Origin of the sequence: Cellulosilyticum ruminicola JCM 14822 (assembly GCF_001311925.1) — a bacterium.
Classification (GTDB): domain Bacteria; phylum Bacillota; class Clostridia; order Lachnospirales; family Cellulosilyticaceae; genus Cellulosilyticum; species Cellulosilyticum ruminicola.
In genome coordinates, this window is record NZ_BBCG01000005.1 from 56,491 (window position 1) to 76,444 (window position 19,954).

General features: G+C 30.9%; 7 protein-coding genes. All 7 read right to left on the minus strand.

What is annotated here, in order from left to right; genetic code table 11:
- Window positions 1-7: 7 nt before the first annotated feature.
- The 7 genes from JCM14822_RS03085 to JCM14822_RS24770 all read right to left on the minus strand — a co-directional run bounded on the left by JCM14822_RS03085 (window position 8) and on the right by JCM14822_RS24770 (window position 19,949).
- Window positions 8-775 (minus strand): enoyl-CoA hydratase/isomerase, encoded by a 768-nt coding sequence (locus tag JCM14822_RS03085; protein ID WP_054739554.1) that lies wholly within the window; start codon window positions 773-775, stop codon window positions 8-10.
- 1 nt (window position 776) lies between these two features.
- A complete protein-coding gene (locus JCM14822_RS03090; RefSeq protein ID WP_054739556.1) occupies window positions 777-2,027 on the minus strand; it encodes a hydroxymethylglutaryl-CoA synthase family protein in 1,251 nt (416 codons plus the stop codon).
- Between the two features lie 29 nt (window positions 2,028-2,056).
- Window positions 2,057-13,099: an SDR family NAD(P)-dependent oxidoreductase gene (locus tag JCM14822_RS19910; RefSeq protein ID WP_054739557.1), complete on the minus strand. Its 11,043-nt coding sequence runs from the start codon at window positions 13,097-13,099 to the stop codon at window positions 2,057-2,059.
- A gap of 34 nt (window positions 13,100-13,133) precedes the next feature.
- Window positions 13,134-13,760, minus strand: a complete 627-nt coding sequence (locus JCM14822_RS03100; RefSeq protein WP_172674755.1) for an SDR family oxidoreductase — start codon at window positions 13,758-13,760, stop codon at window positions 13,134-13,136.
- Entirely contained in the window at window positions 13,757-15,340 is a 1,584-nt protein-coding gene (locus JCM14822_RS03105) for a polyketide synthase dehydratase domain-containing protein (protein ID WP_083461235.1), read from the minus strand. Before JCM14822_RS03105 ends, JCM14822_RS03100 begins: the two co-directional genes overlap by 4 nt.
- Complete coding sequence (locus JCM14822_RS03110; RefSeq protein ID WP_054739561.1) at window positions 15,283-18,699, minus strand: beta-ketoacyl synthase N-terminal-like domain-containing protein; 3,417 nt, start codon at window positions 18,697-18,699, stop codon at window positions 15,283-15,285. Before JCM14822_RS03110 ends, JCM14822_RS03105 begins: the two co-directional genes overlap by 58 nt.
- A gap of 113 nt (window positions 18,700-18,812) precedes the next feature.
- Window positions 18,813-19,949: a polyketide synthase dehydratase domain-containing protein gene (locus tag JCM14822_RS24770; RefSeq protein WP_408606174.1), complete on the minus strand. Its 1,137-nt coding sequence runs from the start codon at window positions 19,947-19,949 to the stop codon at window positions 18,813-18,815.
- Window positions 19,950-19,954 lie beyond the last annotated feature (5 nt).

Below are 19,954 nucleotides of genomic sequence, written 5' to 3' on the forward strand. Positions count from 1 at the left end.
ATAGCGTTTATCGCTTTTGTTGCCATGGATATTTTCCTAATTTCACAAAATCAGTTATGGCATCTACTACTTCCAATTGCGTAAACATCTTTTTATTAGCAGTAATTGCTTCTTCTCTAGATTCTAGTAAATCTTTATAGTATGACTGCATATATTGTTTATACGATATAATGCCATACTTAGGTACATACCTTAACCTACTTAAATGTTGATTGAGTCCACTCCTGCTCTTCTCTTCAACACAATCTACTAATCCCCATTCTAATGCTTTAACTGAAGTAACTGCTTGCGTCATTAATGTAAAATAGTTAGCTTTTTTAACACCCACTCTTTTAATTAAAAACGGCAATACGCATGCCGGATATATACCAAATAATAGTTCTGATAAACTAAATCTAGCTTCTTTACTGGCAATAACAATATCACAAGCACTTACAAAGCCTATTCCTCCTGCATTTACCCTTCCTTCTACATAAGCAATTGTAATATATGGTCCCATGCTCATTCGTATCCATAAATCATATAAATCTTCAGAATGATTGTCTTGAACTGCACTTACATCTGTTGCATTAGCTACCTGTCCTAAATCTGCACCATTAGAAAAGTACTCTTTTCCTCCTTCAAATACAATTATAGAAACTTGAGTTTCATATGTATCTAATACTTCATTTATTTCTCGTATCATTTCTTTAGTAATTGTATTTAACTGAGCTTCTCGATTAAATTTTATAAAACATACATTTTGTTTTAGCGTTACCTCTATTGTTGTATACATTTTATATCCACTCATATTCACGATGGAATTCTTTTATTTCTTTAAGTACTAACAATGGTCTATCTGCTTCATATGGGCAATAATTAGTATTTGCTTTTAAATTTCTAGTTCCAAATTTTACTACATTTTCATCTTGAAATAATGGTTCATATTCTTCCATTGATAACTTATAACGTTTATTTAAGTTTTCTTCTATATTCATTTTGGCTAAGATTTCTTTTCCCTCTGCTGTTACCACCCCACTATAAAATTCTGAACAACATCCTGAACCATAAGAAAAACATCCTAGACGTTTAGGTGTCTTAAATTCACCATGATCAATAGTACTTGCTAAGTTTAAGAATACTGTAGCTCCCATAATGTTCGCTACTCTTTGGCAATAATTTAATCCTGGCATAACTCTTTCTTCAAAATCTGCTTCAATTGCATCTGGTTTTGCGCCTACCATCTTACGCATCATTTTACGGTGTGCACCCTTTACCATACCACCAAATGGGGTATGGTAAACTAAATAATCAAATGTATCTTTATAACTTACATCATCTGATACTCTACGTTTATACTCTAAGAATGTTTGCTCACAACAATTTAGATAAGACATTAATGAAACATCCGAATTTCCTGCTTCACTATCTGGCATAGGTCTACATGTATCAAACATTTCATGTCCATAATATCCATTAGCACCTATATCAACTCTAAATACTTTAGGTTTATCACTTACTAATATTGCAACAGCTCCAGCACCTACACTTGGTTCTGCAAACGCCCAGTCTTCTGACAAAACATTGCCACCTTTTTCAATAGCAAATCTAGAAATATCAGAAGAAATTACTAAAGCTTTAGCGCCTGGTGATGCTTGTCCTAAAATGAAATTTATAGCCATTTGAAAACCTGCTGTCCCTGCATAACATGCATTTTTCATCTCAAACAATCTACAGTTCCTATTTAATCCTAAATATTCATGAATATATGTACTAACTGATTTACTAAAATCAATACCAGATTCTGTACATGTAATTAATAATTCTATTCTATTTTTCTCTTCTTCTGTAAGCATATCAATAATAGGTTTCGCTGCATTTACCCCAAAAGTAATAGTATCTTCATAAGGCATTGCTACTGACTTTTCTTTCATTAATAGATTATCAAATCTTTTATTATCAAGATTTCTATATTTAGCTAATTCACTTACGTTTAATACAGCTGTCCCACCAAAAGCATTCATTAATTCGATTCCTACTTGACGCATACTTATCGTCTCCTTTATATATCGTATTATTAATTTAATTGTTCCTCTATATATTGTGCTAATTCTTCTATTGTTGAATAGTGGTAAATCATAGATGCTTCTATATTAAGATTAAAAATATTATTAATGCTTTCTATCCATTCTACACCTACTATTGAATCTACTCCCATATCTATAAATGATGTATCCATATCTAAATCATCATCTATTCCCATAACCTCAGTTAATTTTGTTAAGAGTGTATTCTTTATTTCTTCTATATTTCTACTTGGATCTATACTTGCCTCTTCACTTATTACTACTTGTTCTTCACTAGCTGCTATTTCTTGAGCTGTACTTTCCTCAGTTGAAATCTTTTGAACATCGTGCTCTTCAAGTGTTTTAGATCCTGCACCTAATTCTTGATATATATATTCACCTAACTCATCTATTGTTGAATAGTGATAAATAGTTGATGCTTCTATATTAAGATTAAAGGTATTATTAATACTTTCTATCCATTCTACACCTACTATTGAATCTACTCCCATATCTATAAATGATGTGTCCATATCTAAATCATCTTTTTCGATACCCATTACTTCAACTAACTTAGTTTGTAATACATCTTTTACCTTGCTTAAATCTATATCTGCCTCTTTATCTGTTAACGTATTTTCTGGCTTAACTTCTAATTTTGTTTCTTCTACAACAACTGGCTCTTCTTCAATCGCAATAGTATTTGTTCCTACTATTTCATATATATACTTTCCTAGTTCTTCTAATGTTGAGTAGTGATAAATCATAGATGCTTCTATATTAATATTAAAGGTATTATTAATATTCTCTATCCATTCTACACCTACTATTGAATCTACTCCCATATCTATAAATGAACTTTCTTGTTCTAGCTCATCTAACTCAATTCCTAAAGCTTCACTTAACTTTTTGCCTAATACATCCACAATCTCATCATATGTAACTTGATTAGAAATGGATGTTTCTTTTTTCACTTCCGTAGTTTCTACTGTGTTAACACTAGGTTCTACTTTATTAATCTTTTCTAATTTAACAATATCTACTTTAGATCCTATCACTGTCATATCTATCTCAGGTATATCATCTAATGTAACTAGTGTAACAATATTATTAACAGTAGCAACTGCTTTAGGTTTTTCATCCTTTTTAGAAACCTCTACTTTTCCACTAATCTTTTGGGTAATAGCAGTTTGTTCTTTCTTAACTTCTTTCTTTTCAATTATAGGTTTTTGTACTACTTGTGTTTCTTGAAGAACTTCTTTTTTCTGTGCTATAACTTCTTTTTTCTCATTTACCCAATATAACTTATCATCAAATACATAACCTGGCATATGTAACTTATTGATATTAGAATCAAATACTGAACTCCAATCTAAGTTATAGCCTTCACTATAAAATTCTGCTAACACTTCAAGTGTATCAAGATATTTTTCTCTATCATCCTTAATATTTTTACAATCAGACAATAAGTCCGTAATACAACGTTTAATAGCTTTCTTCTCCATAAAGTGTTTATCTACAACACCTGTATATAGGTTTTCCCCTACCTTAGCTAATTTGATTTGATCTGCAAGTTCATCTAGACTTGTATTATTCTTTATAATATATGCATTTCTATATTTAAAGTGGCGTCTACCTGTATTCATGGTATAGCATATTTCTTCTATACTACCTTGGATTTTTCTATTTTTAATATCTTGAACGAATTGATTTATCGCTGCATCTAATGCAGTTTGTGTTTTAGATGAAAATGTTAATATATAATAAGGATTTGTTCCTTGTTTTTCTTTAACTGTGTTCTCATCATAATCTTCAATTACCGCATGAGCATTTGTTCCACTCATACCAAATGCACTTACTGCCCCTAAACGTTTCTTATGATCACTATTCCATTCCCTGCTTTCTTTATTAATATAGAATGGAGATTTATCTAGTTTAAAGAATTCATTTTCTTCATCACAATTTATACTCATAGGAATTGTCTTATTCTTCATAGCTAATACTAAACTAACTAAACTTACAAGACCAGATGCTGCAAATGCATGTCCTACATTAGGTTTTACTGATGTAATTGCACAGAATTCTTTTTGACTTGTATACTCTGTGAATACATTCTTTAATGCATTAATTTCTATTGGATCACCTAATTTAGTTCCTGTTCCATGAGTTACAATATAATCTATTTCTTGAGGATTAATATTATTATTTTCATATACTGATTTTAATAAATCGGCTTGAGCTGTCATACTCGGAGCAGTAATTCCATTTGTTTTACCATCATAATTTGTACCTGTTCCTTTAATAACTGCATAAATTGGATTCTTATCTCGTTTAGCTTTACTTAATGGTTTAATAACAATTGATACAATAGCTTCTCCTGGAACCATTCCATCTGCCTTATTATCAAAAGCTGCACATTTTCCTGTTGGTGATATCATTCTAGCCTTATCAATTGATTCAAATGTTTCAGCAGCTAAAAGTAAGTTAACACCAGATACTATGGCTGTATCACAATCTCCGTTTTTTAAACTTAAACAAGCTTGATGTAATGCTACTAAACTAGATGAACATGCTGTACTAATTACCATATTAGTACCTTTTAAATTAAGGAAATAAGATAGTCTTGCAGCCATTACACCAAGGTGATTTGCTGTTATAGGAACATCTATTCCACTTACTAATTGATAATCTCCTGACTCTGCTCCAACAAACATTCCAATTACTTCATTATTTATATCAGAATCGCCATATGCTGCATCTTCTAATGCATGCCAAGATTCTTCTAATAATAGTCTTTGTCTAGGATCCATTTCATTTGCTTCTCTAGGTGAAATTTCAAAGAAACTTGGATCAAACGCTTTTACTTGTGGCACAAAACCACCAACCCAGCTTGGTTTAATATTTTCTTTTGAAAATCTATCTTCTGGTAATGTTGTGATCATAGATTTGCCTGATTTGATAATGTCCCAAAGCTCATCAATATTATTAGCTCCAGCAAATTTACCACTCATTCCAATGATTGCAATCGGATCATTTTCTTTTACACTACTTTTTATCTCCTGCATCTCTATCATATCCTCTAATATATTATTTTTTTCTAACCCTTCTTCCTGGGTTACTTCCCCTTGTAGTGAACTTTCTTCTACTTTATCTTCCTCATCTTCACAGTTATATAATAATTGCATTCCTTCTTTTTCATTAGTAATCAAGTGTTCTACTAATTGATTAACTGTAGAATATCCATAAAAGATAGCTGGTGTTACTTCTACATTAAAGTGCTCTGTCATAACCTCTGCAAGGCTCATAAATGCAATTGAATCATATCCGTAATCTGCAAAATTCTTATTATCATCTAATTTATCTATTGATAAATAAATAACTTCACTTACCAAACGTCGTACATCATTTAATATAAGTTTCTTTAGTTTACTTTCATTCCCTGCTTTTAAGTTCTTATCTATAACTTTAATACTTACTTTTTCCTTAACTTTTGTTTCCTCTTTGACTCTTATATTTCTAGATGGAGTTGTTCCAGTAATATTTAAAAATTGTCTAATTTTATTTGGCTCACCTAAAAATACTATTTGTTCACCACTTTCTTGAGAAAGTACTTTATCTAACGTTTCAAGCCCATTAACTGTATCTAATAGCACTTGACTACTTGATTTAAGGTACATCTGAGTTCTTTCTTTATCCATTACATTCATTTTTCCATCTTGCCAAATTGGCCAACATATAACAAATGTCTTTCCATTGTTAATATATTGCATTCTATATTTGGCATAACTCATAAGGAATCTATTTGCAATAGCATAATCACAAGAACCAAAATCACCTAATACAGCCGCTGTTGAAGAGAAATAACATACAAAATCAAGACTTTCATCTTTAAATGCCTTATCAATATTAATTGCTCCACTAATCTTTGGTTCAATAATACACTTAAAGTCATTTAACTCTTTTTCAAATACCATCCTATAATTTTCAATACCTGCACAATGTACTACACCATTTACACTGCCAAAACACTTTTTAGCATGATAAGCGACATTTTGCATCTCTTCTAAATCTCCTACATTAGCCTGTACATAAAGAACATTCGTTCCAAGTTCTTCTATCTGCGCAATTTCTTTTCGTTTTTCTTCATTTAATTCACTTCTACCAACTAATACTAGATTAATTTTATGTTGCTTAGCAAAGTGTTTTGCAACAATCAAACCTAGTCCTCCACAACCACCAGTGATTACATATGTACCATTCTCTTTAACTTCATACTTTGTATTTTCTATTTGTATTTCTTTAGCTTTCATAATCATTCTTAACTCATCTTTATATAAAACTGTTTGTACATTATCCTGACATAATTCTTCATAAACATGAGTTAAGACTTTATTTAAATCATACTCCCTATTATTTGTTATTTCGTTAAATACTACTGCAAATTTTGTATTTGTGATAAGCCCTAAAGATCTATCAAATCCAATCATAGCTTCTTGATAACATGTTTCTACATTATTACTAAATTCACCTGCTACAATTAATTTATTGACTCTTAAACTTACATTTTTTATAGCTTTTAAAAGTCTTACTATATCTAAATAATTATTTTCATACTGGCTTTCTTCTATTGGATTTAAATAAACTATTGCATCAACCGATTTTTCCTGTTCCTTGATATTAAGTAGTATATTATTCATAGCTTCTTGATTCATACTTGATTTAACAAATACTACTTTACAATCTGGATTAGCATCTTTCACTACAGCTAAAAAGGTGTTTTTAGTTTCTTCTTCACCTGCAAAGCAAACAATATTATTTATGTTCTTTCTCTTATCGTTTTCCCTTAATGCTTCAACCCATTCTTCCTTAAACACTACTAATTTATTCTCTTGCTCAGCTATGTTATCAATACTCTCCTTTTCTTGTTTTACATCTACTACTTGCTCACCTTTCAAAAAGTCTTGACTTGCTGCAATCCAATAATGTTCTTTTTCAAATGAGTAGGTTGGTAAACTTAATTTGTTTGGTTTACCTTCTGTATAAATTAAATTCCAGTCAACATTGATGCCATTAACCCATAATTTTAAAATCCTATCATACTGTCTAGTTTCATATAAGTTAATAATGGCTTCTTTAGTTAATTCTTCCACAGCCTCATCATTTGTATAATATAAATTAGCTATTTCTTTATTACCAGCTACATACTCTTCTAATTTAGCTTCTAATGACTGTATACTATCAGCTACAATTCCAATTCTCTTTTCCATTGCTTCTCGACCTACTTGAAGTGTATAAGCAATATCAGAAATATTCATATCTTCATGTTGCTTAATGCAACCTAATAATTCTTTTGCATTTCTACTTAAAGCTTCTTCTGTCTTTGCAGATAAAATAACTAATTGTTTGCCTTCTCCATTTTGCTGTTTGCTCTTATTACACATATCATACTCCTCAACGATAATGTGTGCATTTGCTCCACCTGCTCCAAATGCTGAGATACCTGCTCTTCTTGGGTATTCTTTACCTGCTATAATAGGTTTGTCCCATGTTTCTGTGTTTTCTTGTACTTTGAAAGGTGTAGCTTTAAAGTTAATATTAGGATTTAAAGTTTCACCATGCATTACATTTTTAACTAGTGCCTTATTCTTCATTTGTAACAATACTTTTGTAAGTTGCGCAATACCCGCAGCAGCTTCTGCATGTCCTATATTGGATTTAATAGAAGATATTGCACAGAATTGTTTTTCATCTGTATACTTTTTAAATACATCTGTTAATCCTGTAATTTCAATTGGATCTCCTAATGCAGTACCTGTTCCATGAGCCTCTATGCATGTAATAGTTCTTGGATTTATACCACTTCTTTCTACAGCAGACTCAATTGCTAAATATTGTCCTTTTGTACTTGGTACAGTATAACCATTTGTTTTTCCTGCATGACTCACACCATTTCCCTTAATAACGCCATATATCATATCTCCATCTCTAACAGCATCTTTTAATGGTTTTAATAATACAGCACCTACAGCTTCAGATGGCACATATCCTGTTCCTCCTTCACAGAAGGCATGGCATCTTCCATCTTCAGCACCAAATTGTCCTGCTGATAATGTAATATATTTGCTAGGATGTAGTGATAAATTAACACCACCAGCAATAGCCATCGTTGATTGTTTACTTCTAATGCTATCACACGCTAAGCTTATAGCATATAAAGATGATGAACAAGCCGTATCTACAGTTAAACTTGGCCCATTGAGATTCATAACAAATGATACTCTATTAGCGATAGAATAAATTGTACTATTAGCCACATACATTCTTTGATTTTTTTCAATAGCTGCTTCTGCCATATTAAGTTGATAATTATTATGAGTAACTCCTACAAAAACACCAACTTTATTTCCTTCTTTATTGCCTTTTAATCCTTGTCTTGTATAACCAGCATCTTCAAAACATTTCCAAGCTGTTTCAAGGAAAATCCTTTCTTGAGGATCCATAAACGCTGCATCTCTTGGTGATATGTTAAAGAATAATGGATCAAAGCAATCAATGTCTTTTAAGAATCCACCCCATTTGCTATAACTTAAACCATTTAATACTGCTTTTGTTCGCTGTGCCTCAAAAAAGCCATCTAACTTCCATCGTTCTTTTGGAATTTCTGTAATGCAGTCCTTACCTTCTTTTAAATTCTGCCATAACTCATCTAAATTTTCTGCCATTGGGTAACTACCAGCAAGTCCAATAATAGCGATATCATCTTCTAAAGTATCTTTTTTTACTTCCTGATTTTTATCTTCTATTATTTCAGTTATATCTTTTTCATCAACTGTAGTATAAAGATCTCCAGCCTCTTCAAAGTAGTCTGCAAGTTCTTCTATACTTTTGTACTTAAAGTATAATGTTACATCTGAAATTCCAAATTCTTTTTCTATTTTTTGATTCATTTGTTCTACCATAATTGAATCAATACCATACTCATCGAACTCTGTGTCTTCTTTAATCTTTTGTACTGGTAATTTCGTAATATCTTTTAATATCTCTTTTAATTTACCTACTATTTCTTCCCTTGAAACTTTATTTCTAACTACCTTAGATTCCTTTTTAACAGACACTGCTATCGGTGTTTCATTCATTACCTTAACATTATTATGAGGTTCTTCACCTAATTTACCTGTAGCCCAATAATGTTCTTTAGCAAATGGATATGTTGGTAATTTTGTTCTGCCGTAATCTGAACCTTCAAACAGTTCCTTGTATCTTAAATTATATCCTTGAGCATATAATTCAGCTATATTTTCTAGAAGTCTTATATATGTTTGTGAGTCTATTACTCTTAAAGTTTGTTCAATGTATTCATTTCCTTCTTCTCTTACAGCTGCTTTCTCTCTAAATTTCTTTTCATTAACTTCGTTACTATATACAGCTACTTGTTTATTTGAGAGCCATCCCTCAAGAATTCTAATCAATTCTTCCTTATCTCTATATACAAATGCTAATCTATTAGCAAAATGTTTTCGTCCTATTAATAATGTAAAACTAATATCTGCTGCTTCTAACTCATCATGTTCTTCTACATATTTCACCATTGTCTCAGCATATTGTTTTAACTGTTCATCAGTTTTTGCTGATAGCATAAATATGTATGCTGGTTTTACCTGAGTATATTTAGCTTTTAATGGTGCTTCTTTTACAACTGTATGAACATTAGTTCCACTAAATCCAAATGAACTAATTGCTGCATAACGTTTCTTATTTGGTTCTTGTCTCCAATCTTTCAACTCTGTATTAACATAAAATGGACTTGCTTCAAAGTTAATATTTTCATTGCCACTTTCATAACAAAGTGATGGTACAAGTTTTTTATTTTTTACTGATAAAATTGCTTTAATTAAACTTGTAACACCTGCTGCTGCACCTGTATGTCCTAAATTAGTTTTTATTGAACCAATTGCACAACTTTGTTTTTTATCAGTATATTTTCTAAAACTTTTAGTAATAGCATTATATTCAATAGGATCTCCTAATTTTGTTCCTGTTCCATGAGCTTCTACGAGTCCTATATTCTCAGCATTAATATTGAATTTTTCATATACTGAAGTAATTAATTTTTCTTGTGCTGTAGCACTTGGCGCTGTAATACCATTTGTACTGCCATCTTGATTCATGCCTGAACCAGTAATTACACCATAAATTTGGTCATGATCCGCAATTGCATCTTTTAAACGTTTTAAAATAACAACGCCTACGCCTTCACCTGGCACAAATCCATTCGCTCTATTATCAAATGCATAACAATGACCTGTTACAGAAAGCATATTAGCCTTTTCTGAAAGTCTATGGAAACTAGGAGTTGCTTCTACAAATACACCACCCGCAACTGCCATATTTATTTCATTTGACCAAAGTGCTTGACATGCTAGATGTATAGCAACTAACGAACTAGAACAAGCAGTATCTATTGCTATCGCTGGTCCATGAAGATTTAAGTAATAGGCAATTCGAGCTGGTACAATAGAACTACAATTTCCCCAATAAGATTGTGGTGGTGTGTCATCTCCGAATAATCCCTGATAATCTCCACTTATGCATCCTACATATACACCGCATTTTTCTGCATCATGTATATTATTGGTATATCCAGCATCTTCTAATGCACTCCATGATTCTTGTAAAAATAAACGTTGTTGAGGATCCATATATGTTGCTTCTAATGGGCTTATATTAAAGAAACCTGGTTCAAATTCATCTATACCTTCAATAAAGCTTCCATAATTACAGAACTTTTCCTTTTGAGTATATTTTGTTAAATCCCATCTTGTAACTTTACTAACAAGATCATCTCCATGCTCAAGGTGTTTCCACAATTCATCAATATTATTAGATTGAGCAAATTTACCACTCATTCCTATTACAGCTATGTCTGTATCTGCTACCTCATCTAACATTCTATAAGTTTCCTCAGGTTCATAACTTCTCTTAATCTCATCATTAAATGATTCCATAGATTGAGTAATTTTTATAGGAGTATATATGGTTTCATCTTCTATACTAACGTAATCTTCTTTTTCTTGAATTATATCTTTTACTTCTTCTTCAAAGTCTAATGAATCTTTGAATTCATCTAAGATATATTCTGTTAATGTTTCAATAGTAGAATACGCAAATATATCTGTTGTCTGTAATTCAATATGTAACTCATCATTGATTGATTGAATTACATGCACACCTGAAATAGAATCTATGCCATAGTCTGAAAAATGTTCTTGCATTCCAATCTCATCAATTTCTACATTTAATACTTGTGAGAGCTTCTCTGATATAAGTTTTTCTACTTTACTTTGTATCATTTCACTATCCACCACTTTATGTGTATTAGTGTTATGACTTACTACTTCTTTATTAAAGCTAAATGTCTGTGTAATTTCTTCTTCACTACTTATATCTCCAGGCTCTATTGTCTCATATATTACTTCAATGCTATTATCTTCTACTTGATTATCTTTTAGAATATCTTCACTATATTGTTCTAGAATAAAATCTTTCAACTTATTAAGAGAACTATGTTCAAATATATCTGTTGTATCTAACTGTATGTTTAATTCATCGTTAATGCTCTGGATAACATGTACACCAGATATTGAATCAATTCCATAATCCGAAAAGGCTTCATTGTACCCAATATCATCTTTATCTACTTGTAAGGTAGTTGCTAAATTAGTGATAATCGTATCAATAACTATTTGTTCTACATCTACTTGTTTTTCTGCCTTCTGAACTTGAGTAGTTTTTTGAGTTGGAGCAGCTTTTACTATTTTCTGTGTTGTTTTTGGTTTTACTACTTCTCTTTGTGTCGTTTGATTATTTCTTCTAATTGCACCATTACTCTCTGCTACAATGATTTGTTGACCCCAACTATGTGCTTCTTTACAAGGGAAAATCACTTCATTAAATCCTTCAGTTTGTAATAACATTTCCCATGCTTCTGGTGTTAACGCTGGAGTATTAGGTAATCTAATAGCTTTATCTTCATAAAGCCACCATCCTTCTAGCATTCCAAAAATCAAATGGTTAAATAATGTGAAACTACTAATTTCATTTAAAAATAATAAACCATTCTTTTTCATAGCATATTTTGCGTTTTTTATGGTTTCTGCCATATTCTTAGTAGCATGTAATACATTAGTAGCTATAACAATATCGTATTTTCCTGCTTCAATTCCTTGTTTTTCTAAGTCTTCTTCTATATTTACTACCTTATAGTCTAAATAAGCTATATTCTTTCCAAATGTACGTTTTGCATTAATTAAAAATGACTTTGATAAATCGGTGTAGCAGTATTCTTCTATATACCCGTTATATCTTTTTAACATTTCTAATACAAGCTTACTTGTACTACCAGTTCCAGCTCCAATCTCAAGAATACTAATAGATGAGTGTGCATCTTGATTCACTCTATTTTTTACATATGTTTCTAATACCTTAACTAAAACTTCATTGTAATAATCTACAATCTTATTCCCACTATATATTTTTTCAACCAAATTAAATGATGAGTTATTGAAGATAACATCTGTAGCTATAGCTTTACCTACTAATATATCTGGAACCGCTCTTAACACAACATCTATTGCATCACCTGTTGCACTAAACTCATCTTTTCTTTCTCGTGATTTTTCCCATTCACGCCATAGGCTTTGTAAATTTTCATTTTCTTTAAGTATAATGCTTTGTGATATAGCATCATAGCTTAATAGATTGTAATCACTACAATCTATTAAGCTTCCCTTCAACCATTTTTTATACTCTGCTTTAATATGAGCTTTACTCATGAATGTTTCAAGGGTCATATTATTTTCTAATCCCATATTGCAAAACATAGCAACTAGTATTCTTCTTATTAGTAAATCACTTTTGTCTTTTTCTGTTTTAACACTACTTGCAACATCAATCTTGTCTATCCTACATTTTTTTAGACTTTCTATCATAGAAGGTATTTTTTCAGGAATTACTTCTATAACTTCGTTTTTTATATGCTGTGCAAAATTAAACATCCTTTTCCCCCTATTCCTTAGGTTTTACTAATTCTTACAATAACTTGAGCATTGTTAATTGATTAAATGAACCTGCTAATAAATTTTCTAATACATTCATTGCTTCTTCTGTTTCAATTGATGCCATACCCATCTTATTCATTCTTTCATGATATTCTTGAGATGAAACTACTCCTGTGTTACCCCAATAACTCCAGTTAATTACTTTAGCTAATGTGGTGTTCTCTGAATTCATCCTCATTGCATAGTGATCTTCAAATACACATCCAGCTGCATAATTACTTTGTCCTGGTGCTTTCATAAAAGATTGTATTGATGAAAAATACATCATAAAATCTAGTTCTTGCATATTAAATACTTGACTAAGCCTTACACTGAGATTTACTTTTGTCTTTAATCCTAATCTGAAATTTTCTTCTATCATATTGGCTAAACTCTTATCCAACAACACAATTGCAGAATGTACTATTCCATTTACATGACCCCATTTATCTATAATCTTATTATAGGCATTTTTTAATTGATTTTGATCAGTAGCATCTGCACTAATATACATAGGTGCTTGTCCATATTTTGCCACTTTATCTATATTACTTTGTATCTCTTCTGTTAATTGTCTTCTGCCAATCCAAACTATTTTAGCGTTATAATTTTGGATCATATATTGCTCCATTCTACGCCTATACCACCAGCACCACCTATAACAACATATACACCATCTTTTTTATACTTACTTTGAATATTTTGGCGTGTTAATTTTGTAGGTACTAATTGGCTTGTATATGTAACACCTTTTCGTATGGCTATACCATCTCCATCTATATTAAATGGTAAACTAAATATCTTATTTACATCCCAATTATTTACATCTTCTATATCTACTATCCTCATTTTCCATATTGGATATTCTTTAGCCAAGGAACCTATAAATCCATGTATACTTGCATGTACTGGATTAACTATATCATTATGTAAAACTCCCTCTGACTTTTCTGTGAGTATTGTCCAACTTAAATGTTTTACCCCATATCCTAGTTCAATTAATGCTTTAATCATCCTAAATAAATAAATGATACCTACTTCTTGTTCATCAATTATTCTTTCATCACTTACGGCGCTAATTTCAGGTGTTTTGAGTGCCCATAAAATATGCTTTATCTGCCCTACCTCTTCCAACTTACGCCTTATAGACTCTTCTGATTCATTAGGTTGAACTAATATCTTACTTATATGGCTATACTTTTCTTGTATATGTGTTATATCAACTTGCTCATTACAAATAACTAATAAATTTTCATCCACTGAAGGAGTTATTTCATTATTATCTACATGAGAAATCTCCCATTGCGGTGTAAGTATAAGGGTTTTTTCTTTTGTTTCATCCTGTTTTATTTCTGTATTTTGTGTTTTTACTTTTTCTTTAGTGCTTGTCCCATTTTGTCCTTTTCCTATTTGCTTAAATGTAACACCATCTAGTATTGCACCAATCTGCCCCATTTGATTAACTATAGTTATTCTCATCTTTTTTAGATTGCCTTGTTCTTGGACTTCCACTAACGCCCAACCGTCATCATTACATTTATTATATATATCAACAGTTTCTACTGCATATGGTAAAGCAATTGCTTGATTTCCATCCTTACTTATTTCTATCCCTACATATGCTTGCATCGCTGAATCTAAAATAGATGGATGTAATACAAATTGTTCTTTATTACTACGTACACAGCTTGGTAATTTTAATTTAACTAGAGCACAATTATCACCTAAATACATCTCTTCAATTCCTTGGTGACTTTCTCCATATTTAATACCTACTTTTTCATATGTATCATATATTACTTTGGCATCTAATGTATTGTTCCCTATTTCATTTCTAATACTATTAATGTCTACTCTCATTTGTTTAGAGTCATTTATAATAGTAATGAGACCTTTACAAAATACTGTATTTTTATTTTTTTCATAGACTTTAAAACTATAATCTCCTGCAGCTTCACTATTAATATCAACTTTTATATCAACTGCTTGCTTATCTACTATAATTGGTTTCATCCAAATTAGCTCTTTAATTTGAATTCTCTTATTAGTTATTTCAGCCATAGAATTTTCAACTGCAGTCCTTACCATTTCAATATAAGCTACACCTGGTAATATCTTTTTACCCTCTACCTGATGATCTGTTAAGAAATGTTCTTTTCCTGTAAAAGTACTACTAAACTTTGTTGATTTATAATAGATACGTTTTCATGTAGTAATGGATGAATTTGTCCTTTTTTCTTTTCTTCTGGTAAATCATCATATCTTACCCAATATGAATCTTTTGCAAAAGGATATGTTGGAAGTGAAATTCTTAAGTAGGTATCTTTTGCAAATAGTTCATTATATTCAAGTTCATAACCTTGTACAAACAACTCACTAATCAACTGTAGCTTTTCAATGTAATCTAATTCATCAATATCTACTTCACTACATTGTTCAATACATTTAATACCATACTTTCTTAATGAAGGCTGTTCTCTTAAAGTTGTAGTATTTACTGTTCCTATACTTACTCTATTACTCTTTCCTTTTTCAAGCCATTCATTACTTACTTCAATAAAATCTTCTATACTTTCAACTACTGTTGCAAAACGATTATTTAAATATTTTCTTCCTACAGTTAATGTAAAGCACATGTTTCCTAAATCAGTTTCTTTATGATTCATGCAATATTCATTTAACTGCATAACTTGTTGCTTAAGTTGTTCCTTATTTCTAGCTGATAATAAAACTAAATAACCATTTCTTTCAATATGATTTCTTTTCTCTTCTGGCGCTTCTTCTATAACTATGTGTGCATTAGTTCCACTAAATCCAAAACCACTAATTGCAGCACATCTCTTTGCCTTATCTTTTACTTCCCATTCTTTAAGACTATGATTAAGATAGAATGGGCTATCATCAAATTTTATGTTTTCGTTACCTTTTTCAAAATGAACAATTGGTGGTATCTGTTTATTTTTCATTGATAACAATATTTTAATTACTCCTGCTATACCTGCTGAAGTTACACCATGTCCTAAATTAGTTTTTATAGAACCTATTACACAGAAATCTCTCTTATCAGTAAACTCTTTAAATGCTTGTGATAAAGCCTCATATTCGATAGGATCTCCTAACTTAGTTCCTGTACCATGTGCTTCTATCATTTGAATATTTTCAGGATTAATATTATATCTCTTGTATGTTTCAATTTCCAATCGCTTTTGAGAAACTAAACTAGGTGCTGTAATACCATTTGTCGTACCATCTTGGTTAACACCTGAAGCCTTAATTACACCATAAATATGATCTCGATCTTTAATTGCTTCACTTAAACGTTTGAGTAAAACACCACCAACACCTTCACCTAATACAATGCCATCTGCCCTATCATCAAATGTATAGCATCTTCCTTTTTTAGAAAGCATATTGGCTCTATCACAAGAAATATGGAATCGTGGTTCACACTGAACAAAGACTCCTCCTGCTATAGCCATATCACACTCTTTAGTTCTTAAACTTTGACAGGCTAAATGCATAGCTACTAACGAACTGGAACAAGCTGTATCTATAGCAATTGCAGGCCCCTTAAGATTTAAATAATAAGATATTCTTGCTGGTACAATGGAATCTGTATTTCCCCAGAAAGATTGTGGTGGTGCTACTTTTTTAAATAATGCTTGATAGTCTCCTGCACCACATCCTACATACACACCACACTTTTTACCCTTAATCATATCTCCTGCATATCCTGCATCTTCAAGTATCTTCCATGATTCTTGTAAAAATAATCTTTGATCTGGATCCATGTATGTAGCTTCTTGTCCTGAAATATTAAAGAATAAAGGATCAAACTTATCAATATCTTCTAGATAACTACCATAGTTACAAACCGTTTCTCCTTCTTCTAGATATTTACTAATATCCCATCTATCAATTGCTTGAACTAAATCTCTTCCTTGAGCTAAGTTATCCCATAACTCATCTACATTACCAGACTTTGGAAATCTTCCACTCATTCCGATAATAGCAATATCTTCTTCCTCTATAGTATTACCCTTTATATTAATTCCAACTTCTTTTTTGAAATTTAAACTAATCCTTTTTGCTTCTCTATTATGAACTACTTCAGCAATTTTCTCTTTCACAGGTTCTATGTATTCTTCTTTAACCTGTTTAAGTTTATCTTTATAATTTTCTACAATATACTTAGTCAAATCTTTAATACAGCCATAATCAAATATATCTGTTGTTTGTAAATCAATACCTAAAGAGTCATTAATTTCATTGACCAAGCTTACTCCAATAATCGAATCGACACCATAATTTGAAAATGCTTCTGTTACTTCAATCCTATCTTTAGAAATCTTCAAGGCATTTGAAACATTATCTAATAAGTTATCTCTTACCTCACTAAATAAATCTCCGCCTCTACTCCTACTTATTATACTTACCTTTTTCTCTGGCTTAGGAAGTTCTACTTCTTCACGCTTAGCAATTGCCGCTTGAGCTTGTGCTGATGCATTCCCATCACTTATAGCTACAATAACTCCTTGATCCCAGTTTTTTTCTAATCCCATTGGATAACTAACTTCTTGGTAGCCTTCTTGTTGTAAAACATTTTTCCAACGTTCTACTGATAAACATGGAGATCCTTGAATTCTTACTTCTGGATCATCAAATCTCCACCATCCATCTAACAAACCAAAAGTAAGATGTGTGAAAAGTAATTTTTTTACTACTTCATTAATAACAATGATGCCACCTTTATTTAATAATGTCTTAATATTAGCCATGGTTGTATGTATATTTTTTGTTGCATGTAATACATTAGTTGCAAGTACGATATCATATTCACCATATTTAATATCTTTATTATAATCTGGTTCTTCAACGTTATATAATTGACAATTTAAATACTCGTTATTAGCTTTAAACTTATTTTCAGCTTCAACTAAAAAGGCTCTTGAAATATCTGTATAACAATATTCACTTATATACTTCTTATAAGCTTGTAATTTTTTAAATACAGCTTGGCTAGTTCCTCCGGTTCCAGCTCCAACTTCAAATATATTAATCTTTCTACTACTATTATCCTCTATTAGTTCTTTAATCTTTTTCTCTACAACTTCTGTTACAACGTTATTGCAATAATCAGCCATTTCATTTTCTTTGTAGATTCCCTCTACAAGTTCAAAAGAAGAATTCGGGAACATAATATCTGTTGCCAATACTCGTTGTACTAAGATATCACTTAAATTCTCTACCATAATTCTAACAAGATTCTTTTGTGACTCTGTTTCAATTGTTGCAATAGCTTCTTCCCATTGATACCATAATATTTCTGAATCCCCATCATTTAAACCTGATTTATCAATAGGTAATCCATTTTCCATAGATATAAGATTATATCCTTCTAAAACTCTTAAAGTTTCCTCTAACCAACGGTCATATTTACTATCAAATCCTATTTTACTTTTAATATCATTTAATGTAGGACCTTCTCCACTTAATATACCAGTCTTCCTTAATTCTATTAAAAGTAGCTCACAAAGAATTTTTTCGCTATCTTCCATGACTTACCTCCCATTATTTCAATAATGTTTAGTAGATATACTATATAACACATATATAGTATATCTACTAGGTATTTATCTAGTTTTTAATCATCCTGATTTATCAACTGTTTTTAACCCCTACTTTTCACTGTAACATTATCCATTGTTATAATAGCTTTACCATCAGTATCATAAACTTCTATGTTATAAGATTGTGTACTACCATCATTATCTTCTGGGTTATTCACCTCTATAGAAGCCCACATTTCATCTGTACATCTAGACGCAATTGCTATCTTATCTACTTTAAATAATATTGCACCCTTTGGAGAAGCTGTTGATATCTCATTTTCTTGTGCTAATTTTAATGCTAATTGAGCATGGATAGCTGCATCTATCATACTAGGATGTACTACATAATTTCCAATTGTATTTCTATATTCCTCTTTTAAAACTAGCTTAGCTAAAATTCTTTGTTCACCAATATATACTTTTTCTACAACTTTAAAGGCTTCTCCATATTCTATTCCAACACCTTTATACGCTTCATATATTGGTTCCTGTACTACTTCGCCTAGACAACATTGTTTACGAACTTTCTGAATATCAACTATTTCTTTTTCTTCTGCCATAGTGATTAATACACTACCTTTACAATATACCCTACGACCACCATTAATTACTTTTGTCTCTTCACCTATTTCAAATTTTATTTCATTATCACTAATAGGATTTAAACTAATACAAATCTTATCTTTTCCTGTACAAATAAATGGTGTAATCCATAACATATCTTCTATAGTAATTTGATACTCATCTTCAAGAATATCTTGAATAGACATTTCTACAGCTGCATGTACCATTTCAATATATGCAGAACCTGGTAAAAGCTTTTGATGATTAATGATATGTTCTGCTAGGAAGAATTCTTCACCCGTAAATACACTAGAATATTTATTTTCGATTAAGTTAGATGTATTAGTTTGTACTAATGGATGTAATCCTCTTACTTCTTCTAGTGTTTCACTGCTATTATTATCTATTGCCCAACATCTAATTTCTTCAAATGGATATGTTGGTAAACTCATCTTAACTGGTTTATCTCCTTGATATAAAATCTTCCAATCAATGTCTACACCTTTTACCCATAAATCTAGGAATCTATCATATTCTCGAGCTTTAATCCATCCATTTAATACATTTCTCATCTCTTCATACTTAATAAATGCTAAAACTTCCTTATTATCCTTATAGTTACCTGTGTACATATCTG

What these genes read in the sequence shown, in the direction of transcription:
- JCM14822_RS19910 (WP_054739557.1), bottom strand. Translation starts at nt 13,099, where the DNA reads ATGTTTAATTTTGCACAGCATATAAAAAACGAAGTTATAGAAGTAATT.
- JCM14822_RS03085 (WP_054739554.1), bottom strand. Translation starts at nt 775, where the DNA reads ATGTATACAACAATAGAGGTAACGCTAAAACAAAATGTATGTTTTATA.
- JCM14822_RS03100 (WP_172674755.1), bottom strand. Translation starts at nt 13,760, where the DNA reads ATGATCCAAAATTATAACGCTAAAATAGTTTGGATTGGCAGAAGACAA.
- JCM14822_RS24770 (WP_408606174.1), bottom strand. Translation starts at nt 19,949, where the DNA reads ATGTACACAGGTAACTATAAGGATAATAAGGAAGTTTTAGCATTTATT.
- JCM14822_RS03090 (WP_054739556.1), bottom strand. Translation starts at nt 2,027, where the DNA reads ATGCGTCAAGTAGGAATCGAATTAATGAATGCTTTTGGTGGGACAGCT.
- JCM14822_RS03110 (WP_054739561.1), bottom strand. Translation starts at nt 18,699, where the DNA reads ATGGAAGATAGCGAAAAAATTCTTTGTGAGCTACTTTTAATAGAATTA.